Source organism: Kitasatospora sp. NPDC096128, assembly GCF_040303105.1.
Classification (GTDB): domain Bacteria; phylum Actinomycetota; class Actinomycetes; order Streptomycetales; family Streptomycetaceae; genus Kitasatospora.
Map to the genome: position 1 here is coordinate 77,278 of NZ_JBEOSP010000034.1, position 21,513 is coordinate 98,790.

Sequence of the window (21,513 nt, forward strand, 5' to 3'; positions counted from 1 at the left end):
CGAAGCCCGGGGCAGGTGCGGTGAAGCAGGGGCGGGGCGCCCGCCGCCCCCCGAAACGGCGGGCGCCCCGCGGCCGGGCGACCGTCAGGGACGGTCGAGGGTGATCGAGTCGATCGGACCCAGGTCGTAGTAGACGCCGTTCTGCGCCGGGATGTCGTACACGCAGTCCGTGCCGCCGTAGCCCCGGCACAGGTGGGCGTGGGCGCCGCCGGTCTGGTTGTTGAGCACCCAGTGGTTGCCGTACTGGCCGCTCAGGTTGTGGGCGCCGTAGCTCCAGTACACGGCACTGGGGGAGGAGGCGGGGTTCTGGTCCTGCGGGTAGACGCACACGGCGCCGGACGGGCAGCCCGCCCAGTCGCCGGTGACGGCGGCGCCGGCGCCGCCGGTGCCCACGGCGGTCAGCGCGGCGGCCGCGATCCCGACGGCGGCCAGGGCACGGGTGATCCTTCGCATGGGGTACTCCCTCGCTGGTGGAGCGGCCCCCGCGTCCCGGGCGGGGGCCAGTGCTCGCCAGCCTAGGAACGCGCGGGCGGCGGCGGTCCCTGACATCCGACAGGGGCGCGCCGCCGCCCCGCGGGCGCCGGGCGGTGGTACGCGCCCGGGTGCCTGCGGCCCGTCAGGGCGGCTCCGGGGGCTGCTCCGGGGCGGCCTCGGGGCAGCTTTCCGGGCAGCGGCAGCGGCCGCACCGTCGCCGGACGGCGGTGAAGGGGCCGACCGCGACGGGGCCCGTCGACGGCCTCAGGAGAGGGCCGGTCGCTTCAGGCGGAGTCGGCGCAGGGCCCGGCGCAGGGCCCGGTGGCGGGCTCGGTCGCGTAACGGCCCATCGCGTCGATGCCGGCCTGCGGCGTCAGCGGCCGGCCCCCGGCCAGCACCTCCTGGAGGTCCCGGAAGTACTGCACGTACAGGTCGGGGGTGAAGGTGCTGAGCATGACGGCGGGCCGGTCGCCCACGTTGGCGAAGGTGTGCGGGACGCCGGGCGGAACCAGCACGAACGTGCCCGCGGCGGCGTCGTGGTCCTGGTCCCCGACGGTGAACCGCACGGTGCCGGAAAGGACGTAGAAGCCCTCGTCGTGCAGGCCGTGACGGTGCTGCGGCGGCCCCTGGGTGTGCGGGGCGAGCACGGACTCGGCGATCGCGAGGCGGTGCCCGGTACGGCTGCCGTCCTCCAGCACGCGCATCCGCGTGGTGCCCAGAACGATCGTCTCGCCGTCACCGGGACCCACCACCGACACGGCGGGAGCGGCCCCTGACACGCTGGTCTTCGCTTCTTCGCTCATGCCCACCAGTGCACCGCCGGGCACCCGCCCGCGTCCAAGACCCGTCCCGTGCCGCCGATACCCGGCCGGTATCGTGGCAGCGTGGAGCTACGCACCTTGCGCTACTTCGTGGCGGTCGCCGAGGAACTCCACTTCGGCCGGGCCGCCACCCGACTGCACATGAGCCAGCCCCCGCTGAGCCGGGCCGTCAAGCAGCTGGAAACCGACCTCGGGGCGCCGCTGTTCACCCGCTCGCCCACCGGCGTCACGCTCACCCCGGCCGGCTCGGTCCTGCTCGACGAGGCACGGACCCTGCTCGAACGGGCCGACCGCGCCCGGGCACGGGTGAACGCGGCCGCCGGCACCGCGACCCTCACCATCGGCATCCTGGGCGACAGCACCGACCCGGCCGTGGGCCGGCTCGCCGCCGCCTACCGCCGCAGCCACCCCGGCATCGACATCCGCATCCGCGACACCGACCTGACCGACCCGACCTGCGGACTGCGCGCCGCACTGGTCGACATCGCCCTGACCCGGGCACCCTTCGACGGGACCGCCCTGGCCACGCGGGCCCTGCGCAGCGACCCGGTCGGCGTGGTCCTGCGCGCCGACGACCCGCTGGCCCGCCGCGCCGCGCTGCGCCTGGACGAACTGGACGACCGCCGCTGGTTCCGGTTCCCGCAGGGCACCGACCCCCTCTGGCAGTCGTACTGGAACGGCGGCAGGCCGCGCGAGGGACCGGTGGTGCGCGCCGTCCAGGAATGCCTGCAGAGCGTGCTGTGGAACGGCACGGTCGGCCTGACCCCGCTCGGGCACGACCTGCCCCCGGAACTGGCCGTGGTGCCGCTGGCCGACATGCCGCCGAGCCGGGTGGTGGCGGCGTGGAAGGAAGGCGACGCCAACCCGTTGATCCGCTCCTTCGTCAGGACCGCGACGGCCGCCTACCGCCGCTGAGCAGCCCTTTCCCGACCCTTCCCGGCCCTTCCCGCCCCTTCCCGACTTCCCGCGAACCGGTGCGGGCGTCGGTGTCGGTGCCGGCGCCTAGCCTTGCGGCCGTGACCGAGACCGAGACCGCCTCCGCCCACCTCGCCCGCGTCGACGAACTCCTCGCCGACCCGCGGCCCTTCCCGCCCCGGGACACCGACCACGCCACCGGGTGCGGCGGCCCCGGCTGGCGGATCGAGGAGCTGTACGTCAGCCGCCAGTTCTGGGACGACGAGTACGGCGAGGCCCGCGAACGGGAGTACGAGCTGGCCGAGGCCCGACTCGACGCCCTGGCCGGGGTGTTCACGGCCCGCTGGGGCAGCCCGTACACCGTCGACCTGTTCCCCTACCTGCGGGCGGCCTGTGACGGGGAGGAGCCCGGGTGCGAAGCCCCCGCACCCGTCACCCTGCTCTCCTGGACGGCCGTCACCCTGCACGTGTGGCCGCTGCCCGGCGGGCGCTGGCTGGGGCTGAGCGTGGGGCAGGAGGACAAGGAACTGCCCGTCGTCCTGTCCGCCGTGCTCTGCGACGGCCCCGCCCCGGCGCCCGCCGCACCCGACCCGGGGGAGTAGCGGGACGGCGGGCCGTCAGGTGGCGCAGCCGCGCACGAAGACGTCCGCGGCGCTGTCGGCGGCCGCCTTGCGGCACGGCCGCCCGGAGCCCGGGGGAAGCCGTCAGCCCGCCAGCGCCAGGCGCCAGTTGTTGGACCGGATGCGGTGGCCCGGCGGGTACTCGAAGGCCACCTCGCCGACCAGCTCGAACCCTGCCCGGCGGCACACCGCGTTGGAGGCCTCGTGCCGCACCGACGGGAACGCGTGCAGCCACTCCAGCACGCCCTCGCCCGCGGCCCGCCGCGCGCACAGCAGCAGCGCCCGCACCGCCAGCCCCCGGCCCTGGAACTCCGGCAGCACCGCGTACCCGGTCTCGTACACCTCCCGCCCCTCCCAGGCGTGCCGCCAGTACCCCACCGACCCGGCCGCCTCCCCGTCGAGCAGCAGCAGGAACATCCGCCCCACGCTCGCGTCGGTCATCGCCAGGTACCGCTCGTGCCGCCGCCGCACCTGCTCGCCACTCTCCACCCCGCCCAGGTGCTCGGTCAGTTCGGCCGTGTTCTGCCGGCGCAGCACCTCCAGCCCCCGCTCCCCGCACCACGGCGCGAGCGCCAGGGACCCGGGGGCGTCGGGGGCGTCGGGGGCGGTGTCGTTCGTCATGCCCCGCACGCTAGCGCCAGGCTCCGACAACGCCCGGCCACCCCGGCCCCGACCGACCCGGCCCCGCGCGCGCCGGCCCGCCCGCGCAGGAAGTCCACGGGGGCGACGTCCTGCACGGCCGGGCCGGCGCACCCGGCGGGGGCCGCCGCGGCGTGCGCCGGGGGTGCTCCCCCGTGCGCTCTTCCGCAGGCACCGCCGGGTCCACCACTCTGGGCCCGGACCGTCCACGGGGGCGCCGACGGTCCTCGTACGGGCCGTCAGGCCCCGAACCGGTCGGGAGTGCGGAAGGCGTATGCCCCAGGACGTCGAGTTCACGGTGCCCCTCGAGAGCCGGGTCAGCCCCGACCTGCCCCGGGCCCGCCGCCACCACCTGGCCTGGGTACGGGAGTCGGGCCTGCTCCACGGCGAGGAGGCGCTGCGCCGCTACGAGTCCTCCCGGGTGGCCGACAGTGCCGCGTACGGCTTCCCGGACGCCGTCGGCGACGACCTCGACCTCTGCTTCGACCTGCTCGGCTGGCTCTCCCTCCTCGACGACCGCCTCGACGACCGCCTCGACACCCGCGGCACCCGCGGCACCCGCATGGACGACGCGGTCGCCCTGTGCCAGGACCTGGTGGACCACCTGCGCTACGGAACCCGGCCGGCCGCGAGGACCGCACCCGCCGTCGCCGCCTTCGCGCACTGCTGGCAGCGGATGAGCCGCGGCATGTCCGAGGAGTGGCGCCGCCGCACCGTCCACGACTGGACCGACTACCTGGCTGGCTGGCCCACCCGCATCGCCGACCGGGCGTACGCCCCGCTGCCCGACCCGGCCGCCCACCTGCGCGCCCGCCGCAGAACGATCGGCCTGCGCCCGCTGCTGGCCCTGGCCGAGCGGGCCGGCCACTTCGAAGTCCCGCTGCCGGCCTGGTGCTCCAGCCACCTGGAGGGGATGAGGATCGCCGCCTGCGACGCCGTCATCGCCATGAACGAGGTCCACTCCCTGGAGCGGGACGAGGCCGCCGGCCGCCCCAACCTCGTCCTGAGCCTGGTGCGCCACCACGGCCTCGCCCGGCCCGAGGCCCTGCGGCAGGTCGGTGACACGGTCCGCCGCTCCGTCGAGACCTTCCTCCAACTGCGAGCCGGACTGCCGCAGTTGGAGAAGGACCTGGGCGGCGAGACGCCCGAGCTGGCCCGTTACGCGGACGCGCACGCCGCCTGGATCCGCGGCTACCACGACTGGGGCCGCACGGCCCCGTGCTACGCGGACGCAGGGCGCCCGCACTGAGGTGCCGAGGGCCGCGGGCGGCCCCTATCATGGGCGCGCCTCGCGTGATGATCACCGACCCCTGGGGGACTGCTGATGACCGGTACCGTCGTCGTGCACGCCGAGACGCCCTTCCTCGCCCTGTGGAGGGGCACGTTCGGCGTGGAGATCGACGGGGTGCGGGTCGGCAGTGTCAGACAGGGCGCCCTCGCGCGCTTCCCGGTGCCGGCCGGGGCCCACACCGTCCGGCTCGCCGCCTGGGACCGCGCCCGCTCCAACACGGTGGCCGTGGAGGTCGGCGAGGACCGGGAGTTCCTGGTCGCGGCCCGGGGCAGCGGACTGCGGTTCGCCTTCGCGGCGCTGCCCCTGGCCCGCGCGGCCCTGGTCCCCTGGTACTACGTCAGCGCGGTCGGACTGGCGATGGCCGCGGTCCTCTGGGCCGTCCCCGGGCTGCGGTTCCGGGTGCGGGCCGTGGGCGACTCCTACCTCCCGGCCGACCGGGACGCCGGTCCCGGCGAGCCCGGCGAGCCCGGGGAGGAGCACCGCGGCAACGGCCTGTGGTGGGAGTCCGACCCGGCCCTGGCCAAGCGCTTCCGAAAGGACACCGCCTCCTGAGGAAGCGGCGGGGCCGACGGCCTCCGATCCGGCGCCCCGCCGACCGCCTCGACCTCCTCCGTCGTGGACAACACCTCGACAGGGCAACGGTGTTGACGCCCTTGCGGGAGCGGACGGACATGGCGCGAACGGAGCCCGGGGGCCCGGTGCAAGCGACGCCCCGGCGGACGATCCTGCGCCCCGGCCTGGCGGGAGGGCGCAACGCGATATACCCTATCGCGATATAGCGTAAGTTGCCGTCCGCGCGCCGCCGACCCCGGCGCACGGACCGTGGACCCTGGACCTTCACCGAGCTCAGGACGGGAACCCGGAACCATGCCTGGAGAGATCTCGCCCGCCGGGAGCCCCCCGGGTGCACCGCCGACCCTGCGGGCCTCGCACGCGGACCGGGACCGGGTCGTCGAGGCGCTCGGCGAGGCGGCGGGCGACGGCCGGTTGACCGCCGAGGAACTGGACGAACGGGTGGAGGCCGCACTGTCCGCGCGCACCGTCGGCGACCTGGCCCAACTCACCGCCGACCTCCCGCCGGCGCCCCCGGCCGCCGGAGCGGTGGCGCAAGCCGGGGACGTCCTGCGGATCGAGCAGAAGTTCAGCAAGGTCCAGCGGGTGGGGCCGTGGGTGCTCCCGCGCCGGCTGGAGATCGCCGCAGAGTGGTGCAACGTGACGCTGGACCTCACCCAGGCGGTGATCACCCACGACGCCCTGCGGATCGACGTCGACATGCAGGGCGGCAACCTGACCCTGATCGCCGGCCCCGGCATCGTCGTCGACCCCTACGGCCTCACCCTGGAGTTCAGCAAGCTGAAGAACGACCAGGCCCCGGAAGGCCGGGGCGCGCCGGTCGCGCTGCGGGTCGAGCTGGTCGGCCGGAAGAGCTTCGGCCGCGTCGCCGTGCGCAGCCCCCGCAGGCGGCTGCTGGGCCGGCGCCCCGCCCCGCCGGCCGGGCCCTGACCCGGGCCCTGACCCGCCCCGCCCGCCGACGGCCGGCCCGCGCGCTCAGTCCTCGACCTTCTCCCGCTTGCGCCGCCCGGTGGAGCCCAGGCCGGTGCCCCCCGCCCGCTTCCCGCCCGCCGACGCCGCCTGCTTCTTGGCGTCGACGGCGCCGCGCAGCCCCTGCTGCGCGGCGGTGAGACGGGCGGCGAGGGCCGTGTCGGCGTGCCCGGTGACGGCGGGGGCGGCGGCGGCCCGGCCGAGCGCGGCCACCGAGTTGTCCAGGTACGCCTCCCAGTACTCGACGTGCCGGTCGGTGACGGCGGCCTTGCCGAGGTTGCCGGCCAGCTCCTCCGTGTAGGTCACGAGGTAGTCGACGGTCTCCTTCAGGTAGCCGCCGTCGATCCCGGTGCGGCCCGCGTGCTCCAGCTCCCACACATGGGTCTCGATCTCCCGCATCGGCTGCTGGAGCAGGGCGAAGGTCTCGTGCCCGGTGTCGCTCAGCACGTCCATGTAGATGTGCGGGTCGGCGCCGTCGGCGGCGTCCGCGTCGGGCATCAGCATGGCCTGGGCGGCGTGGATCAGCTCGTGGCGCAGCGTGCTGTAGACCACGGCGGGGCCGTAGTCGTCGAACAGGTTCCGGTACAGCGCCATGGTGACCTTGTCGCCCGAAGTGCCGGTACTGGTCAGGGCCATGGGCTTGCCCGCCCCCTGGCGGGAGTGCTTGTAGCCGAGGACGAGGTTCTTGTCGGCCAGGGCCTGCGGCAGTTCGGGATGGTCGGGCGTGACCGGCAGATGGGCGAGGACGTACCGCAGCAGCGCGTCCAGCGCCGCCTGGCGCACGGTCTTCGCGTCCGGCCCGGTCGCCTCCTTCGCCTCCTGCAACTGCTGGACCATGGCGGCGGGAAGGTCGGGCACCGCCGGTGACGGCGCCCCGGCGTCGGGCAGGTCGTCGGTGGCGGCGCGCTGCACCACAGGCTGCCCGGAGGTGCGCTGCAGCATCTGCCCGACGGCGGCGTTGCCCACGCCGGCCTGCAAGGCGAGCAGCCGGTGGGCGGGAGCCCGGCCGGTGCGGGTGTCCCGGCCGTCGGCCGTGTCCCGGCGGGCGTGCTGCCGCTCGCCGTCGTGTGTGCGCATGGGTGCGTCCCCCCGGATTTCTGCTGGCCTTCCATGGTCATCCGGCGGTGCGGCGGTGCGGAAGGGCCGTGGGGGCAGCGGTCCGTGCCCGTCCGGGCAGTTCGGACGGCGCCCCGCGACGTCTCCGCGGGCGCCACCGCGCCTGGTGCGTTTGGTGCGTCCACGAAACCTTTGCGAGGATCATCCGCATGACCCCAGCACCGCCCACCGGCCGCGACGGCTGCGACGACGACCCCTTCGCCGCGATCGGCGACCCCCACCTGGCCGTCACGGACCGGCGGCGCGCCCTGCTCGCCGTCGCCGGCGCGCACGAGTACGACGAGGCGAAGACGGTCGGCGTCCTCGACGTCACCGCCGGCCCCCGCCGCCGCCTGCTGCTCACCTCGCAGTTCCCCGTGCACGCGATGGCCTTCCACCCGCACCACCCGCTGCTGGCCGTCGGGACCGGGGCCTACGACGGCGGCTACCACTTCGAGGGCGAGCTGCTGCTCCTGCACCTGGAGACCGGCACGGTCCGCTCGCTCATCGGGCCGGACTTCGGATTCGGACGCCAGGTCCTGGCCCTGGAGTGGCTGGACCACCAGGACCTGCGCGTCCTGATGGCGCCGCCCGACGACTGGAAGGACGACGCGGCCCACCGGGAAGGGCACGTCGCCGTCGTCCACCGCGCCGACTGGAGCGCCGTCGCGGCGAAGTCGCTCACCTCCCGCGACCTGGCCGGCCCCCGGGTGCCCGCGCCGCGCCCCGACCACCGGGAGGCCGCCCGGGAGAGCGTCGCCCGCCTGACGGCGTCCTAGGTCCGCCGGCACGGGGCGTATCTGTGAAGCGACTTCACAACCCGGCCGGCGCCGACGAACCGTCAGGGCCCACCGGCGGCGATCCGGGCTTGGAGGTCGCGCGGACAGCGGCAGGCGGGGCCGGCCGGCAGACGGAACAGGCACAGGTCTCCCCGGTGATCACAGAGCGTCGCAACTCCGTGATCACGGAACCTGTGCCTGTTCCGTCAGGTCAGCGGATCGGACTGGGGAGGTGGGGCCGAGGCCGATACCTCAGTCGCTTCATGTTCGCTGGGAGTCTGCGTCGTCGTTGCCGAGGTCGGCGGCTTCGGCGCCTGCGTCGGCGTAGGCGGGGTCTTCTTTGCAGCGGGCGGCGGCGGCGGTGGTGACGCCGACGGGTTCGCGGTGTTCGCGGGGGCCGCGGGGCAGAGGATCGCGAGGAGCGGCCTTCCCTTCCACGATGCCGGGCACCCGGTCGGAAGCCCCGCCCAGCGTGCACGATCATCCGGAGGCCGTGGACCGGAACCGCCCCGTCGATTTCCGGGCCACTGCCACCAGTTCACGGACGTGCTCGGCGATCCCCGACCCCTCCGGCGTCCCGCCCGCCGATCCTGATCGGCGGTCAGGTTCAACCTAGTGATGCAGGGCGCCCGCGAGTGCCTCGCCCAGGGCCACCGGCGGGCGGCCGATCAGGCGGCGCAAGTCGCCGGAGTCGGTGTACATCTCGCCGCGGTTCATGCCTCGGTCGGCGTCGGCGAGAACCTCCGCCAGTTCGGCGGGTAGGCCCGCAGCGGCCAGTACCCGGGCGAAGTCGGTCACCGGGAGGTCGGCGTAGGCAACCTGCTTTCCGGCCGCAGCGGAGATCGCGGCGGCGAGCTCGGTCAGGGTGAAGGATTCGTCGCCGCCGAGCTCGTACACGGCGCCGGTGTGGCCTTCGGTGGTGAGGACGACGGCAGCGGCCTCGGCGTAGTCGGCGCGGGACGCGGCGCTGATCCGCCCCTCGCCCGCGGCGCCGGCGACCGCCCCGTTCTGCAGGATCTGCGGCAGTTGGCTGGTGTAGTTCTCCAGGTACCAGCTGTTGCGCAGCAGCACGCTGGGGATTCCGCGGTCCCGCAGATACTCCTCGGTCTCACGGTGCGTGGCGCCGATGACGGTGGTGGCCGTGTCCGCGTGCGTCGTGCTCGTGTACGCCACCAGTGACACGCCTGCGGACGCTGCGGCGTCGATCACGCGGCGGTGGTTGGCGACGCGTTCGTCCACGGGCACCGAGGCCGAGATCAGCAGCAGCCTGTCCGCCCCCGAAAATGCCTCGGCCAGGCCGTCGGCGTCCGCGAAGTCGGCGCGGCGCACCGTGATGCCCCGGTCGGCCAGGTCCTTGATCCTCGCGGTGTCCCGGCCGGTCGCGACGATGTCCGCGGCCGGGATCCCGCGCCGCAGCAGCGCCTCGACGGTGAGCCTGCCCAGCTGGCCGGTGGCCCCGGTGACGACGATCGGCATGATGGTCATTCCTTCCTTCCGCGCGCGCCTCGCACGCCTGCCGCGGTCCGTCCACGGCGGGATGGAACACAGAATGACCTGGAAACTCTCCACTGGGGAGTAGCCACTTCTTAGTAGGGTACTTACCTGATCGATAGCATCGAGGTGAGCCGCATGACTTCTGCTGAGAACGTGACCGGGACCGTCTCGTCATTCGATCCGTACGAGCGCGGCTGCCCATCGCGGGACCTGCTCGACCAGATCGGCAGCAAGTGGGCGGTCCTCGTGCTGGGTGAACTCGGCCGAAACGGGACCTCCCGGTTCGGCCGGCTCCGGCAGGCGCTGGCGGGCGTGAGCGAGAAGATGCTCACCCAGACGCTGCGCACCCTCGAACGCGACGGGCTGATCAGACGGACCGTCTACCCGGAGGTGCCGCCGCACGTGGAGTACGAGCTGACCGCGCTCGGCCAGACGCTGAGGGAACCGCTGAAGGCGCTCACGGAGTGGTCCGTGCTGCACATCGAAGAAGTCATCACCGCCCGCGACGCGTACGACGCCCGTACGGAGCGCACCCGGTAATCGGCGACGACCGACGGTCCGGACCGACCGGGAGGCCGCCCGGGAGAGTGTCGCCCGCCTGACGGCGCCTCGGGCCGGACTGCACGGGTGAGGACGCGGGAGTGGGAAGTCGGCCCGGCCGACTCCCCACTCCCGCGCCGGGTGTCAGGACAGCCGGTCGAGGAGCCACTCGGCGAGGACGCCGGAGACCGCGCTGTGCTCGGTGTTCTCGGTGTCGAAGGCGACCTCGTGCAGGTGGAAGCGGTCGGGGGACTGGTCGAGGAGGTCGCGGAGGTTGAGGTTCGGGTCGATGTCCCAGGCGATCGGGTCGTAGACGACGGCGGCCGCGCTGACCGCCGGGACGAACGCGCCGCTGCGGTAGTCCTCGCTGATCTTCGCCTTGATCGCGTCCGCGACCTTGCCGAAGGAGTCCAGGGTGCCGCCGGGCACCCCGTCCAGGGCCGGGACCTCGGTGGTGGTGGAGCGGCGCAGCGACAGGCCGGCGTGCATGCCGCCGATCCGCTGGTCGGTGCCCCGGTCGGGCTGGAAGCGGGCGGTGGCGCTGGCGACCAGGGCCTGCCAGTCGAAGGCGATCTCGCCGGCCGGCAGCGGGCGCCCGGTGCCGTCGCCGCTGCCGTTGGCGACGCCGAGCAGGCGGGGGCGGCGCGGGAAGTCGCCGAGGTCGGCGAGCTCGCGCACGAAGTCGGTGCGCAGTTCGCTCGCGGTGGCCACGTCGCCCGAGTACGTGGCGTCCGGCACCCAGGCCCAGAGCAGCTGCTGGGCGGCGTCGCTGCGGATCAGGTCGGCCTGGGAGGGCTGGCCGGGCTTGGCGGGGGCGAGCTTCTCGAAGAAGTACGCCATCTGCTGGAGGATCAGCGGGATCCAGGCGCCGTTGTGCGGGGAGTCCCAGGACAGGTAGGTGGCGGTCTGGTGGTCGACCTGCTCGCTCTCCAGCCTGGCGAGCGCGTAGCGGGTGATGATGCCGCCCATGCTGACGCCGCCGACGGTCAGCGGCTCGTCGCCGTGGCGCTCGTCGATGGCGCGGCGGATCGCCCGGACCGCGACGTCGGCGTTGTGCTGGATGCGGGTGTGGCGCTCGTCGAAGCCGATCAGGACGATGTCGTAGCCGCGGTCCTGGAGCTGGTCGAAGAAGCCCGGACGCCCGCTCTCGTACGGGGCGTTGAAGTGGTTGAAGAGGGCGGGCAGGTCGCTGGGGCCGTAGTTGAAGCCGTCGGCGAACAGGAACGGCTTCTCCAGGTGGGTGCGGCCGTGGGCGTAGTAGACGGCCGCGGAGCCGCTCGCCCGGCCGCCGGGCAGCTCCCAGGTGGCGTCGGGCACGCGCTCGCCCGGGAGGCCGATGTCGGTGGTGAAGAGGATGTCGGAGGAGATGGCCGCCGCGAGTTCGGCGAGTTCCTCGGGGGTGAGGTCCGTCCCGTTGGTGGCGAGGGAGGTGGAGACGTCGATACGGGGGTTTACGGCCATGGTGTACCGCCTCGGTCAGGGGTTGGTTCGTGATCGACCGTAGTGGCTTGGTCACTCACCGCACCAGGCGATGGCCGTTATTGGCCGGAGGTGACCGAGGTGGACCGCTTTGGTCGCGGGGTCTCGTCATGGCAGGGCCCCGCCACCCACGGGGAGGGGTGGCGGGGCCGTGAACTGCGGTCAGCGGGCGTCGAACTCGCCGGTGCGGACGGCGGTGACGAAGGACTGCCAGGCGGTGGGGGAGAAGACGAGGGCGGGGCCGGAGGGGTCCTTGGAGTCGCGGACGGGCATGGCGTCGGCGAAGCCGTCGGCGACTTCGACGCACTGGCCGCCGTTCGCGCCGCTGTACGAACTCTTCCGCCAGAAAGCGCCGGTCAGGTCGACATCCACTCCAAGTCCCTCCTTGCCGCACGAATGAAAGCTCGCGATTCAGCCCGGCCGAGGGCCTCGACTGCAAGGCGATCGTAGCTCCTGACCAACGCGGCAGTTGACTTGGTGTCGCGGTCGATATAGCCACGCTGCTCAGTTTCGCCGTAAGCGAGAACTCTGCGGTTCGGCATGGTAAGGAGGGCCGTCATGTGTGTGAACGGCCGCTCTTCGCCCAGGGAGAACGGCACCACTTGGATGATCACGTCGCGGCGAGTGCTCAATTGCTCCAGGTGGAGTAGCTGTTCGATCATGACGCCGCGTCCGCCGACGACCCGCCTGAGGCAGCTCTCGTCCAACACAACATGCAGAAGCGGGGGAGAGGGCCGTTCCAGGAGCCTCTGCCGGGCGAGCCTGAACTCGATGCGCTCCTCGGCCAGTTTCTGAGTTGCAGCGCCTTGCCTGACAAAGCCCATCTGGAGTGCGGTTACGTAACCCCGGGTCTGCAGGAGTCCGTTGACGAAGTCGTTCTCGAAGATCCTGATCTGCTCGGCCAGGCCCTCGTAGCGCGCGTATTCCGGGAAGCCCTCCAGGATCGCTGCGTTCCTGAGTTGATACCACATCAGCAGCATGGTGCCGCCGGTGTCGAGCGCGATGTCGGCGAGTTCGGCGAGCTCGCGACTCGGAGGTCGGTGCGCAAGTTCGATGTAGGAGAGGTGCGACGGGGAGCACTCCAGGAGCGGTGCCAGCTCGTCCAGGATGAGGCCCCTGGCCTCGCGGAAGTTGCGGAGTTGGATCCCGAAGGGCGCCCACGGGCTGGACTCAGGGTCAATTTTCTTCTTGTTCACGGCAGTCCTCAACTTCCGGCGTGCCCGTAGGCAACTCGCATGCTGCTTCCGATGCTAGGTGCCTCTGCCCCACCATGTGCAACAGAACGTGAAACTCCCATCGCAGAGAGTTCCATCCCATGACCCATGCCCAAGTCCCCCGCCTCCCCGGCTACGGTGTCCGCTGGGACACCGAGGCCCGGTGCTACCGGGTGCGCAACGAGTGCACCGGGGAGTGGCTGTGCAAGCCCGACGGTGAGCGCAGCGGCTTCTCCTCCTTCAACGAGGCCTTCTCGGCCTGGCGCCTCTTCGAGGTCCACAAGCGTCCGGGGGAGCGGTGACCCTCTCCCGCGTGACCGCCGAGCAGCGCCGACAGGCCGCCGCCGTCCTGGACGACCTCACCACCGTCCTGGCCCTGGGCCGGGTCCGCCTGCCGACCCTCGAAGTCGACTGGGAAACCGGCCACATGACGTGCGAGTACCTGCTCCGCCTCACCGCCCGCCCGCTCGACCTCCTGCGGATCGTCGACCTGCTGCGCAAGGGCCTGCGCTACGAGCGCCTCACCCATGACGACTGAACTCCTCGCCCGCCTGGTCTGGTGGGCCTGCTTCGCCGCCCTCGTCCTCGCCGCCCTCAGGAAGTGAACACCCCCATGCACGACCCGCGTCTGCTCGCCAAGCCCCCCGTCTGCCGGCTCGGCTGCCTCGTCCTGGTGCGCAACCAGCGCGGCGACGTCCTCCTCGTCGACCCGGACTACCTGGACGGCATGATCCTGCCCGGCGGCCCGGGCAAGGTGAACGAGCCCCCGCACCGCGCCGCCGCCCGCCACCTGCACGCCCAGACCGGCATCATCCTGCGCCTGACCCACGCCGTGGCCCTCGACTACACGCCCTCCGACCGCTACCTGGAGCGCTTCAGCCTCGTCTTCGACGGCGGCACCGTGCGCGACACCACCGCCCTGGCCGTCCCGCCGCACAAGCGCAGCCGCCTGCTCGGCGCCCGCTTCGTCCCCGTGCGCGAACTCCCGCTCCACATGGCCCCCTCCCAGGCCGCCCGCACCGCCGAAGCCCTCACCGGCCGCGCCCTGCCCCTGCTCCTGCACGGCCAGCGCCCCGACTGAAGCCGGGGCGTCGGCCACCCCCGGTCAGCCCCAGGGCAGATCGGGGGGATCTCCCCATGTCGCTCCCTGCTGGTGCGCCCGACACTCGGGGCCATGCGCATCACTCGGGCCGGCTGGGCCGTCATGGCCGTCCTGTCGACGCTGATCGTCCTGGTCTCCGCCAGGTACCTGAGCTTCGACCCGGACACCTACTTCAGCGAACAGCGCGCCACCTACTTGGCGCACCAACTGCCCCTCGGCATCCACATATTCGGCGCGCTCGTCGCCCTGGCCCTCGGGCCCTGGCAGTTCTCCGCCCGGCTGCGCCGGCGCTCACCGCGCCGGCACCGCCGCATCGGCGTCACGTACCTGCTGGGCTGCCTGGTCGGCGGGATCGGCGCGCTGCTGCTGGCGCCGGTCGCCTACGGGGGAGCGGTCGCCCGGCTCGGGTTCGCCTGCCTGGGCGCGGCCTGGCTGGCCACCGGCGGCACCGGGCTGCGGATGATCCTGCACCGCCGGGTGGAGGACCACCGGCGGTGGATGGTCCGCAGCTTCGCGCTCACCTTCGCGGCCGTCACGCTCCGGCTCATGCTGGTGGCCGCCAAGGTGGCCCAACTGGACTTCCGCGCCTCGTACATGGTGATCGCCTGGCTGTGCTGGGTGCCCAACCTCCTGCTGGCGTGGTGGTTCACCCGCGCACGTCCCGGGCGGCCCGACCGCTCACTCGTCCGGGTGAAGGTCGCACCGGGCGGCGACGATCTGTAGCAGGCTCCTCCGTGGCTGACGAACCGTCAGCGACCGTCGTCCTGTGGAGAACGCCATGGCTTACCCGAAAGACCTCAAGTACACCCGGGAGCACGAGTGGGTGCACACCACCGGCAAGGGCAAGGTGCGCGTGGGCATCACCGACTACGCGCAGCGCCAGCTCGGCGACATCGTCTTCGTCGAACTCCCGAGGGTGGGCGACACGTACGACATCGGCCGACCGCTGTGCACCGTGGAGTCGGTCAAGGCCGCCAGCGAGCTCTACGCCCCGGTCTCCGGGAAGGTCGCGGCGGTCAACGAGGAGGTGAGCGACGCGCCCGAGGACATCAACGGCGATCCGCACGGCATCTGGTTCGTCGAGCTCGACCTGACCAAGCCCGCCGAGCTGGACGCCCTGCTCACGGCGGCCCAGTACGAGGCCCACATCAAGGAGGAGTAGTCGGCGCGGACGGGCCCCGCCCGGCCGCCCGGCCTCACACCCGGGCAGCCGTGCGGGGGCCCGGCCGCCGGAAATCCGTTTGGCGGGGGACGGCGGCCGCTGTTACCTTTCCGGCAGGCCGTGCGAGAGAACGAGGAGGTGGTACCCGTGGACACGACGACATGGGTGCTCTCCTCCGGGGTCACGGTCGGGCGATAGGTCGTCGTCCGGGAGCGCCGTTCAGCAGCTCTCCCGAAAGGCACGACCGTGCACTTCACCGACTCCACCCCCTCCATCCCCTCCACACACTTCACCGCCGAACAGCGCCTCGCCGACGGCGTCCTCGAACGCGAGTTCCTCCTCGGCGACACCCCCGGCACCCTGTGGACGCCGCCCGCCGACGCGCCCGTCCCGCTGATCCTGATGGCCCACAACAACGGCCTGCCCCGGCGCGAGGCCCGGCTGGTCGCCCGGGCCCGGTACACCGCGGCGCAGGGCTACGCGGTGGCCACCATCGACGCCCCCGGCTGCGGGGACCGGCCCCGTTCCGCCGCCGCCGAGCAGGCCCGCGCCGAGCTGCGCCGGGCGATGCAGGCCGGCGAGCCCGTCGACGAGATCTTCGAAGCCCTCGTCGGCCCGCTCGTCGACGACGCCCTCCCGGAGTGGCGGGCCGCCCTGGACGCCCTCCTCGCCCTGCCCGGGATCGCCGCCGGCCCCGTCGGCTACTCGGGGTGGGCCGCCCTCGGCATCCGCCTCGCGGCCACCGACCCGCGCATCGGCGCCGCCGGCCTCTTCGCCGGCGGCTATGTGACGCGTGCTCAGCGCGAGGAGGCCCGGCAGGTCACCGTCCCGCTGCTGTTCCTGCTCCAGTGGGACGACGAGGGCAACCCCCGCCGGCGGGCCCTGGACCTCTTCGACGCCTTCGGCAGCCGGGAGAAGACCCTGCACGCCAACCTGGGCGGGCACACCGGCACCCCGGCGTTCGAGCTGGAGGACGGGAGCCGGTTCTACGACCGCCACCTGAAGTAGCACCGGTCGGTCGGCCGGCGCGGTCGCGGGCACCCCGACCCACCGGGGATGCCCGCGATCACGCGGCAAGTTGGCCGGTATGGGCCCTCCCGACGACCAGCCGGGCATGGCCATGACATAGCATGTCAGGCCATTGCTGCCCAATGAGGAGGAAGCCGTGCAGAAGGCCGAGCTCTACGCGCTGGACATCAACCGTGCGGAGTGGCACAAGTCGTCGTTCAGCATGGCCAATGGGGAGTGCGTCGAGGTGGCGCAGCTGCCGGGCGGCGCGGTCGCGGTCCGTGATTCCAAGAATCCCGGGCTCGCGCCGCTGCGCTTCTTCCAGGCCGAGTGGTCCGCGTTCCGCCATGGCATCGAGGCGGGCGAGCTCGGCAACTGAACCCCGGCCCGGCCCGGCGCAGCCCCGTGCGGCCCGGTGCGGCCCCGTGCGGCCCGGTGCGGCCCGGTGCGGCTCGGTGCGGCCCGGGCCGTCTGCCTGCGGAGCCCCGCCCTCACCCGGCGGTGAAGTCCGGCTCGCAGCCGGTCAGTTCGCAGCTGGCCTCCCACAGCCAGGCCGCGGCGGCCGGGTCCGCCAGGTGCTCCCACAGGGGTTCGGGCCGGGGCTCGCCGCGCAGCCCGAACACCCGGGGGCTCCACATCACCGGGCCGCCGCGCACGCCCGGGTCGAGCACCGCCCGTACGGCCGGCCGGGCGGCGGCCTCCTTGCCCTGCACCACCAGGCCCAGCGGCAGGTGGGCCAGCCGCTGGCCGGTGGTGCGGGCGTGCAGCGGCGGGCGGGCGGGGGTGAGGGCGTCGAGCGCGCCGCCGGGGTGGACCAGGACGCTCAGTGTCGTGCGGCCCGCGGCGCGCAGCCGGCGGCCGAGCTCGACGGCGAACAGCATCTGGGCCAGCTTGGAGCGCGCGTAGGCACGCTTGGGCCGGTAGTCGCGGGAGTTCTGGAGGTCGGCGAAATCCAGGCGCTCGGACTTGGCGGCGAAGCTGCCGGTGGTGACGATCCGCCCGCCCGGGGCGGCCAGCAGCAGCGGGGCCAGGCGGTGGGTCAGCGCGAAGTGGCCCAGGTGGTTGGTCGCGAACATCAGCTCGTGCCCGTTCGCGCTCTCGCGGCGCGGCGGATCGTCCAGCGCGATGCCCGCGTTGAGGACCACCGCGTCCAGGCGCTCCACGCGCTCCGCCCCGAGCAGGCCCGGGGCCGCCTCGACGGAGGCGGGATCGGCCAGGTCCAGCGGCAGGTGCCGCACCCGGGCGCCGGGCACGCGCGCGCCGATGGAGGCGATCGCGGCCCGGGCCTTCGCCGCGTCGCGGCTGCCGAGGACGACGGTGGCGCCGGTGCCGGCGAGCTGCTCGGCGACGAAGTACCCGATGCCCGCGTTGCCGCCGGTGACCAGGAAGCACTTCCCCTCGGCGCGGGGCAGCCGGCGGACGTCCCACGGCGGGCTCTGGGGTGCGGCGGAGGAGGGCAAGACGGGCTCCCGGGGGTTCGCGGTGCGGGCGCGGTCGCTGCGCCCTTCCCCCTGAGCGTGCCGCGGCCCGCCGGCATCCCACCGGCAGCCCGCTGTCCCCGCTGTCAGCCCACCGGCAGCGGGGACCTCCCGACCCGGTCGGCCGGGTCGGCCCGGGCGACTCAGTCGACGCAGAACTCGTTGCCCTCGACGTCCAGCATCGGGATGCAGGAGTCGTGGCCGTCGTACAGCACCTGCACCTGCACCGCGCCCAGGGCCGTCAGCCGCTCGCTCTCGGCCGTCAGCGCGGCGAGGCGCTCCTCGCCCACCAGCCCGGTGCCGACCCGTACGTCCAGGTGCACCCGGTTCTTGACGGCCTTGCCCTCCGGGACGCGCTGGAAGTACAGCCGCGGGCCCGCCCCCGACGGGTCGGTGCAGGCGGACCAGGAGCCGCGCTCCTCCGGGGGCCGGGAGTCCTCGTACTCCTCCCAGGTGGCGAACCCGTTCGGCGGCGTCATGACGTAGCCCAGCACCTCGCACCAGAAACGGGCGACGCGCGCGGGTTCCGCACAGTCGAAGGTGACTTGGAACTGCTTGATCGCTGGCATCCGGGCACCGTAGCAGGGAGGTTCAGGTGCTTCCCGGAACATCGGCGGCCACGATCCAGTCCGCCGAGGGCGTGGTGCCGCCGGGGCGGGCGGCGAGGTGACCGGAGTCGGTCTCCATCAGGTACAGGTCGTTGCCGTTGAGGTCCGAGGCCGACCGCACCCGGGAGCGGTCGCGGTCCGGGATGCTCCACGCGGACTCGGTGGTGCCGCACTGCCCGTAGCGGATGCTCCAGCTGTCGCCGATCGCCACGCAGCCCCACGTCCTCTTCTCCGCGTCGAACTCCGCCACCTCGATCGCCGGGCCCGTCGGCCGCAGCTCCCACCGCTGCTCGGGAACCGCCGCGCAGGGCTCCAGCCGCACCTGGGTGGTGCCGGTGACGTGGTGCAGGCAGGAGCCGGTACGGGCGTTGCGCAGGGTGTACGCGGCGGGCTCCGCCGCGCGGGCGGCGGCGGGGGGAAGGCAGAGCGCGGCGGCGAGGGCGGCCGCGGCCGCCGCGCGCCGGGGGTGAACGGGCATGGGGTGGCTTTCCGTTGAGGTTTGGTGCAGCGTTCAACGACCGACGTGCGGTCAGGAAACGAACCACCCCGGGGCCGCCCCGCCCCGGGAGGCCTTGCGGCAGGCGTTGCCCGCGACGACGGCGGGGACGCAGTCCTCCCGCAGGAGGTGGCAACAGCTCCGGAGCGCCGCCGTTGCCCCCGGCCGTGCCGATCTCGCAGGCGTCCTCGGCGATCCGGGTGTCGGCGTCGGGCCGGGGGCGGGTGTGCTACAGCACCTCGGCCGGGTCGGCGTAGGCGTGCATGGCGACCACCCGGCCGTCGCGCAGGGTGAACACGTCGGCGGCGGTGAGGTCCAGCGGGCTGCCGTCGGTCAGCGTGCCGTGCACGTGGTGGACGATCACGACGTCCGCGCCGCGCCGGTAGGCGGTCGGCTCCGAGTGCAGCTCGGACCACATCGCGTACGAGGCGCTCAGGTACTTGTGCACGGCGTCCCGGCCCGCGTGCACGCCCCCGTTGGGGAACTCCTGCGGCTCCACCCACTCCACGTCGGGGTGCAGGCCGGCGACGGCGGCGTCGATGTCGCCCCGGGCGTACGCGGCGTAGGCGGCCAGCACGAGGGCGACGTCGGGATCGGTGGGGTCTGCGGGGTCGCTAACTGCTTTCGAATAAGTGTCCATGAGTGTCTTTCAGGTGTCATGAGTGTTGTAGGTTCTTGTGTATGAACCTGACGGAATGGGCACGCGCACAGGGGGTCGCCCCGCGTACTGCGTACCGCTGGTTCCGTGAGGGCACGTTGCCGGTCCCTGCGGAACGAGTGGGGCCGCGCACGATCCTGGTGAACATCGACGCGAACACCTCACCCGCCGTGACCGGCGGTGTGGGCTTGTACGCCCGCGTCTCCTCCCACGATCAGAAGGCTGACCTGGAGCGGCAGACTGCACGGTTGTCGGCGTGGGCAGCGAAGGCCGGTCACAAGGTCGTCCGGGTCGAGTCCGAGATCGCCTCGGGCATGAACGGCTGCCGTGCGAAGGCGAAGCGGCTGCTGGCCGACCCGAAGGTGACCACGGTCGTGGTCGAGCACAAAGACCGGCTCGGCCGCATGAACGTCGAACTGGTCGAAGCGGCCCTGTCCGCGACCGGGCGCCGCCTGGTGGTCCTCGACGACGGTGAGGTCGAAGACGACCTGGTCCGCGACATGGTCGAGGTGCTGACATCGTTCTGTGCCCGCCTGTACGGCCGCCGGTCGGCGAAGAACCGGGCGAGAAAGGCGCTTGAAGCGGCGGCTGCCGATGACTGAGCCGAAGAAGAAGCAGCTCCGCACGATCGAGGAGCCGTTCGTCGTGCTCGGTCCGTCCGGTGTGGCGATACGCGACCGTCTCAAGCACCTCACGCCCGAGGACGACAAGGTGTTGCGCCTGGTCGGCGAACACCTCGGACACCTCGCCTCCCTGGACCTCAAGAACCGGTGCGCTGACGGCCTGGACCACACCTCGGATTCGTGGGCGGCCCGTAAGCAGGGCCTGACCTCCCACTCCTCGTCCCGGTGGGCCGGGGCGATCACGAAGGCCACCCACGATCAGTGGGCACTGTCCCGTCGCTGCCAGCTCGCCCACATCCAGGGCCTTGAGGCCGGTGTCCGCACGCTGATGCACCGCCTGGCCCAGCCGATCGGGGAGAAGGGCACCAGGCGGGCTCCCGGCGGATACCGCAGCAAGGGCGAGTGGTTCCACAAGTCCCGCCGCCTGGCGACGCTGGAACACCGCCTCGATGACACCCGTGCCGAGCGGGAGGCCGGTGTCGTGCACGTCGTGCGCGGCGGCCGGCGCCTGCTGGGCAACCGTCACAACCTCGAACAGGCGCAGCTCACCGAGCCGCAGTGGCGCCGGCGGTGGGAAGCCGAGAGGTGGTTCCTCGCCGCTGACGGAGAGACCGGCAAGCGGTACGGGAACGAGACGATCCGCGTCACCCCGGACGGTGAGGTCGCCGTCAAGCTGCCCGCACCGCTCGCCCACCACGCGAACGCCCCACGCGGCCGGTACGTCCTCGCCTGCAAGGTGGCCTTCCGGCACCGGGGCGCGCAGTGGCGCGACCGCGTCGAAGCCGACCGGGCTGTCGCCTACCGCGTCCACCTGGACGTGGAACGGGGCCGTTGGTACCTCACCGCCTCGTGGACCGGGCCCGTGGTCAGGACCGTGCCGCTGGAGGCGGCCCGTGCTGAGGGCATGGTCGGCGTGGACACCAACGCGGACCACTTCGCCGCCTACCGCCTCGACCGGCACGGCAACCCCGTCGGCGACCCGCGCCGCTTCTTCTACGACCTGTCCGGCACTGCCGACCATCGCGACGCGCAGATCCGGCACGCCATCAGCCGACTGCTGCACTGGGCAGGCCGGAGCGGCGTCAAGGCCATCGGTATCGAGAACCTGGACTTCACCGCCGAGAAGACCCGCGAGAAGCACGGCCGTAAGACGCGGTTCCGTCAGCTCGTCTCCGGCATCCCCACCGGCAGGCTCAAGGCCCGGCTCGTCTCCATGGCGGCCGAGCACAGCCTGTCGATCGTCGCCGTCGACCCGGCGTACACGTCGATGTGGGGCGATCAGCACTGGCGCAAGCCCCTTGCCGGCAACAAGCGAAAGATGTCCCGACACGACGCAGCGAGCGTCGCGATCGGGCGACGCGCCCTCGGGCACCCGATCCGGCGACGGACGGCACCGCCCCACGACGACCGGAGTGATCGTCGTGGGCATCGGACCGCCCAGGCCGGACCAGGTGATCGAGGGCGTGAGGGAACCC

28 protein-coding genes are annotated in these 21,513 nt (G+C 73.1%); 16 read left to right on the top strand and 12 right to left on the bottom strand.

The window, feature by feature from the left end:
• Positions 1 to 84: 84 nt before the first annotated feature.
• Entirely contained in the window at positions 85 to 453 is a 369-nt protein-coding gene (locus tag ABTY61_RS30780; RefSeq protein WP_350508381.1) for a hypothetical protein, read from the bottom strand.
• A gap of 305 nt (positions 454 to 758) precedes the next feature.
• Positions 759 to 1,277 carry a cupin domain-containing protein gene (locus tag ABTY61_RS30785; RefSeq protein ID WP_350508382.1) on the bottom strand — a complete coding sequence of 173 codons (519 nt, stop codon included), beginning with the start codon at positions 1,275 to 1,277 and terminating at the stop codon, positions 759 to 761.
• A gap of 81 nt (positions 1,278 to 1,358) precedes the next feature.
• Here ABTY61_RS30785 and ABTY61_RS30790 point away from each other — a divergent pair, with 81 nt between their 5' ends.
• Complete coding sequence (locus ABTY61_RS30790) at positions 1,359 to 2,210, top strand: LysR family transcriptional regulator (protein WP_350508383.1); 852 nt, start codon at positions 1,359 to 1,361, stop codon at positions 2,208 to 2,210.
• A gap of 101 nt (positions 2,211 to 2,311) precedes the next feature.
• Complete coding sequence (locus ABTY61_RS30795; RefSeq protein ID WP_350508384.1) at positions 2,312 to 2,812, top strand: hypothetical protein; 501 nt, start codon at positions 2,312 to 2,314, stop codon at positions 2,810 to 2,812.
• Positions 2,813 to 2,914: 102 nt separating this feature from the next.
• Here ABTY61_RS30795 and ABTY61_RS30800 read toward each other — a convergent pair whose 3' ends face one another.
• Positions 2,915 to 3,451: a GNAT family N-acetyltransferase gene (locus ABTY61_RS30800; protein WP_350508385.1), complete on the bottom strand. Its 537-nt coding sequence runs from the start codon at positions 3,449 to 3,451 to the stop codon at positions 2,915 to 2,917.
• A gap of 292 nt (positions 3,452 to 3,743) precedes the next feature.
• Between ABTY61_RS30800 and ABTY61_RS30805 the strand changes: the two genes are divergently transcribed.
• From ABTY61_RS30805 to ABTY61_RS30815, 3 genes are all read left to right on the top strand, one after another.
• Positions 3,744 to 4,718 carry a terpene synthase family protein gene (locus tag ABTY61_RS30805; protein ID WP_350508386.1) on the top strand — a complete coding sequence of 325 codons (975 nt, stop codon included), beginning with the start codon at positions 3,744 to 3,746 and terminating at the stop codon, positions 4,716 to 4,718.
• A 75-nt stretch (positions 4,719 to 4,793) separates the two neighbouring features.
• The gene (locus ABTY61_RS30810) at positions 4,794 to 5,312 is read left to right on the top strand and encodes a hypothetical protein (RefSeq protein WP_350508387.1); all 519 of its coding nucleotides are present in this window, start codon (positions 4,794 to 4,796) and stop codon (positions 5,310 to 5,312) included.
• A gap of 315 nt (positions 5,313 to 5,627) precedes the next feature.
• Entirely contained in the window at positions 5,628 to 6,263 is a 636-nt protein-coding gene (locus ABTY61_RS30815) for a DUF1707 SHOCT-like domain-containing protein (RefSeq protein ID WP_350508388.1), read from the top strand.
• A gap of 45 nt (positions 6,264 to 6,308) precedes the next feature.
• Here the strand turns inward: ABTY61_RS30815 and ABTY61_RS30820 are convergent, their stop codons facing one another.
• Positions 6,309 to 7,379 (bottom strand): hypothetical protein, encoded by a 1,071-nt coding sequence (locus ABTY61_RS30820; protein WP_350508389.1) that lies wholly within the window; start codon positions 7,377 to 7,379, stop codon positions 6,309 to 6,311.
• Positions 7,380 to 7,567: 188 nt separating this feature from the next.
• Between ABTY61_RS30820 and ABTY61_RS30825 the strand changes: the two genes are divergently transcribed.
• Entirely contained in the window at positions 7,568 to 8,176 is a 609-nt protein-coding gene (locus ABTY61_RS30825; RefSeq protein ID WP_350508390.1) for a hypothetical protein, read from the top strand.
• A 612-nt stretch (positions 8,177 to 8,788) separates the two neighbouring features.
• On the opposite strand, the gene ABTY61_RS30830 is transcribed toward ABTY61_RS30825, so the two are convergent.
• Positions 8,789 to 9,661: an SDR family oxidoreductase gene (locus tag ABTY61_RS30830; protein WP_350508391.1), complete on the bottom strand. Its 873-nt coding sequence runs from the start codon at positions 9,659 to 9,661 to the stop codon at positions 8,789 to 8,791.
• Positions 9,662 to 9,805: 144 nt separating this feature from the next.
• Between ABTY61_RS30830 and ABTY61_RS30835 the strand changes: the two genes are divergently transcribed.
• Positions 9,806 to 10,210 (top strand): winged helix-turn-helix transcriptional regulator, encoded by a 405-nt coding sequence (locus ABTY61_RS30835; protein WP_350508392.1) that lies wholly within the window; start codon positions 9,806 to 9,808, stop codon positions 10,208 to 10,210.
• Positions 10,211 to 10,354: 144 nt separating this feature from the next.
• On the opposite strand, the gene ABTY61_RS30840 is transcribed toward ABTY61_RS30835, so the two are convergent.
• From ABTY61_RS30840 to ABTY61_RS30850, 3 genes are all read right to left on the bottom strand, one after another.
• Positions 10,355 to 11,671: an esterase/lipase family protein gene (locus ABTY61_RS30840; RefSeq protein WP_350508393.1), complete on the bottom strand. Its 1,317-nt coding sequence runs from the start codon at positions 11,669 to 11,671 to the stop codon at positions 10,355 to 10,357.
• Between the two features lie 180 nt (positions 11,672 to 11,851).
• Positions 11,852 to 12,061: a DUF397 domain-containing protein gene (locus ABTY61_RS30845; protein WP_350508394.1), complete on the bottom strand. Its 210-nt coding sequence runs from the start codon at positions 12,059 to 12,061 to the stop codon at positions 11,852 to 11,854.
• Positions 12,046 to 12,885, bottom strand: a complete 840-nt coding sequence (locus ABTY61_RS30850; RefSeq protein WP_350508395.1) for a helix-turn-helix domain-containing protein — start codon at positions 12,883 to 12,885, stop codon at positions 12,046 to 12,048. The genes ABTY61_RS30845 and ABTY61_RS30850 overlap by 16 nt, the downstream gene beginning before the upstream one ends.
• Positions 12,886 to 13,004: 119 nt before the next feature.
• Between ABTY61_RS30850 and ABTY61_RS30855 the strand changes: the two genes are divergently transcribed.
• The 7 genes from ABTY61_RS30855 (at position 13,005) to ABTY61_RS30885 (ending at position 16,554) form a co-directional block, all read left to right on the top strand.
• Positions 13,005 to 13,205 (top strand): hypothetical protein, encoded by a 201-nt coding sequence (locus ABTY61_RS30855; RefSeq protein ID WP_350508396.1) that lies wholly within the window; start codon positions 13,005 to 13,007, stop codon positions 13,203 to 13,205.
• Positions 13,206 to 13,216: 11 nt separating this feature from the next.
• On the top strand, positions 13,217 to 13,441 hold the full coding sequence (locus ABTY61_RS30860; RefSeq protein WP_350508397.1) for a hypothetical protein: 225 nt from the start codon (positions 13,217 to 13,219) through the stop codon (positions 13,439 to 13,441).
• Positions 13,442 to 13,516: 75 nt separating this feature from the next.
• Positions 13,517 to 13,984, top strand: coding sequence for an NUDIX domain-containing protein (locus ABTY61_RS30865; RefSeq protein WP_350508398.1), 468 nt, complete (start codon positions 13,517 to 13,519; stop codon positions 13,982 to 13,984).
• 93 nt (positions 13,985 to 14,077) lie between these two features.
• Complete coding sequence (locus ABTY61_RS30870; protein WP_350508399.1) at positions 14,078 to 14,728, top strand: DUF2306 domain-containing protein; 651 nt, start codon at positions 14,078 to 14,080, stop codon at positions 14,726 to 14,728.
• Positions 14,729 to 14,783: 55 nt separating this feature from the next.
• Positions 14,784 to 15,167, top strand: a complete 384-nt coding sequence (gcvH, locus tag ABTY61_RS30875) for a glycine cleavage system protein GcvH (protein WP_350508400.1) — start codon at positions 14,784 to 14,786, stop codon at positions 15,165 to 15,167.
• 246 nt (positions 15,168 to 15,413) lie between these two features.
• The gene (locus tag ABTY61_RS30880) at positions 15,414 to 16,175 is read left to right on the top strand and encodes a dienelactone hydrolase family protein (protein WP_350508401.1); all 762 of its coding nucleotides are present in this window, start codon (positions 15,414 to 15,416) and stop codon (positions 16,173 to 16,175) included.
• A 157-nt stretch (positions 16,176 to 16,332) separates the two neighbouring features.
• Positions 16,333 to 16,554, top strand: coding sequence for a DUF397 domain-containing protein (locus tag ABTY61_RS30885; protein ID WP_350508402.1), 222 nt, complete (start codon positions 16,333 to 16,335; stop codon positions 16,552 to 16,554).
• 112 nt (positions 16,555 to 16,666) lie between these two features.
• On the opposite strand, the gene ABTY61_RS30890 is transcribed toward ABTY61_RS30885, so the two are convergent.
• The 4 genes from ABTY61_RS30890 to ABTY61_RS30905 form a co-directional block, all read right to left on the bottom strand.
• Positions 16,667 to 17,635 (bottom strand): SDR family NAD(P)-dependent oxidoreductase, encoded by a 969-nt coding sequence (locus ABTY61_RS30890; RefSeq protein WP_350508403.1) that lies wholly within the window; start codon positions 17,633 to 17,635, stop codon positions 16,667 to 16,669.
• A gap of 161 nt (positions 17,636 to 17,796) precedes the next feature.
• Positions 17,797 to 18,222, bottom strand: a complete 426-nt coding sequence (locus ABTY61_RS30895; protein ID WP_350508404.1) for a VOC family protein — start codon at positions 18,220 to 18,222, stop codon at positions 17,797 to 17,799.
• Positions 18,223 to 18,244: 22 nt separating this feature from the next.
• A complete protein-coding gene (locus ABTY61_RS30900) occupies positions 18,245 to 18,739 on the bottom strand; it encodes a hypothetical protein (RefSeq protein ID WP_350508405.1) in 495 nt (164 codons plus the stop codon).
• Positions 18,740 to 18,986: 247 nt separating this feature from the next.
• Entirely contained in the window at positions 18,987 to 19,397 is a 411-nt protein-coding gene (locus ABTY61_RS30905; protein WP_350508406.1) for a nuclear transport factor 2 family protein, read from the bottom strand.
• Positions 19,398 to 19,438: 41 nt separating this feature from the next.
• Between ABTY61_RS30905 and ABTY61_RS30910 the strand changes: the two genes are divergently transcribed.
• Positions 19,439 to 20,017, top strand: a complete 579-nt coding sequence (locus ABTY61_RS30910) for an IS607 family transposase (protein WP_350508407.1) — start codon at positions 19,439 to 19,441, stop codon at positions 20,015 to 20,017.
• Positions 20,010 to 21,513, top strand: a 1,504-nt coding sequence (locus ABTY61_RS30915) for an IS200/IS605 family accessory protein TnpB-related protein (RefSeq protein WP_350508408.1), incomplete at its 3' end; no start/stop codon positions are given. The genes ABTY61_RS30910 and ABTY61_RS30915, both read left to right, overlap by 8 nt.

Bases quoted from the DNA above. Each gene is read 5' to 3' on its own strand.
- ABTY61_RS30905 (WP_350508406.1), bottom strand. From the start codon at position 19,397: ATGGACACTTATTCGAAAGCAGTTAGCGACCCCGCAGACCCCACCGAT.
- ABTY61_RS30780 (WP_350508381.1), bottom strand. From the start codon at position 453: ATGCGAAGGATCACCCGTGCCCTGGCCGCCGTCGGGATCGCGGCCGCC.
- ABTY61_RS30825 (WP_350508390.1), top strand. From the start codon at position 7,568: ATGACCCCAGCACCGCCCACCGGCCGCGACGGCTGCGACGACGACCCC.
- ABTY61_RS30865 (WP_350508398.1), top strand. From the start codon at position 13,517: ATGCACGACCCGCGTCTGCTCGCCAAGCCCCCCGTCTGCCGGCTCGGC.
- gcvH (WP_350508400.1), top strand. From the start codon at position 14,784: ATGGCTTACCCGAAAGACCTCAAGTACACCCGGGAGCACGAGTGGGTG.
- ABTY61_RS30900 (WP_350508405.1), bottom strand. From the start codon at position 18,739: ATGCCCGTTCACCCCCGGCGCGCGGCGGCCGCGGCCGCCCTCGCCGCC.
- ABTY61_RS30785 (WP_350508382.1), bottom strand. From the start codon at position 1,277: ATGAGCGAAGAAGCGAAGACCAGCGTGTCAGGGGCCGCTCCCGCCGTG.
- ABTY61_RS30830 (WP_350508391.1), bottom strand. From the start codon at position 9,661: ATGACCATCATGCCGATCGTCGTCACCGGGGCCACCGGCCAGCTGGGC.
- ABTY61_RS30910 (WP_350508407.1), top strand. From the start codon at position 19,439: ATGAACCTGACGGAATGGGCACGCGCACAGGGGGTCGCCCCGCGTACT.
- ABTY61_RS30810 (WP_350508387.1), top strand. From the start codon at position 4,794: ATGACCGGTACCGTCGTCGTGCACGCCGAGACGCCCTTCCTCGCCCTG.
- ABTY61_RS30820 (WP_350508389.1), bottom strand. From the start codon at position 7,379: ATGCGCACACACGACGGCGAGCGGCAGCACGCCCGCCGGGACACGGCC.
- ABTY61_RS30815 (WP_350508388.1), top strand. From the start codon at position 5,628: ATGCCTGGAGAGATCTCGCCCGCCGGGAGCCCCCCGGGTGCACCGCCG.
- ABTY61_RS30895 (WP_350508404.1), bottom strand. From the start codon at position 18,222: ATGCCAGCGATCAAGCAGTTCCAAGTCACCTTCGACTGTGCGGAACCC.
- ABTY61_RS30870 (WP_350508399.1), top strand. From the start codon at position 14,078: ATGCGCATCACTCGGGCCGGCTGGGCCGTCATGGCCGTCCTGTCGACG.
- ABTY61_RS30835 (WP_350508392.1), top strand. From the start codon at position 9,806: ATGACTTCTGCTGAGAACGTGACCGGGACCGTCTCGTCATTCGATCCG.
- ABTY61_RS30805 (WP_350508386.1), top strand. From the start codon at position 3,744: ATGCCCCAGGACGTCGAGTTCACGGTGCCCCTCGAGAGCCGGGTCAGC.
- ABTY61_RS30840 (WP_350508393.1), bottom strand. From the start codon at position 11,671: ATGGCCGTAAACCCCCGTATCGACGTCTCCACCTCCCTCGCCACCAAC.
- ABTY61_RS30800 (WP_350508385.1), bottom strand. From the start codon at position 3,451: ATGACGAACGACACCGCCCCCGACGCCCCCGACGCCCCCGGGTCCCTG.
- ABTY61_RS30855 (WP_350508396.1), top strand. From the start codon at position 13,005: ATGACCCATGCCCAAGTCCCCCGCCTCCCCGGCTACGGTGTCCGCTGG.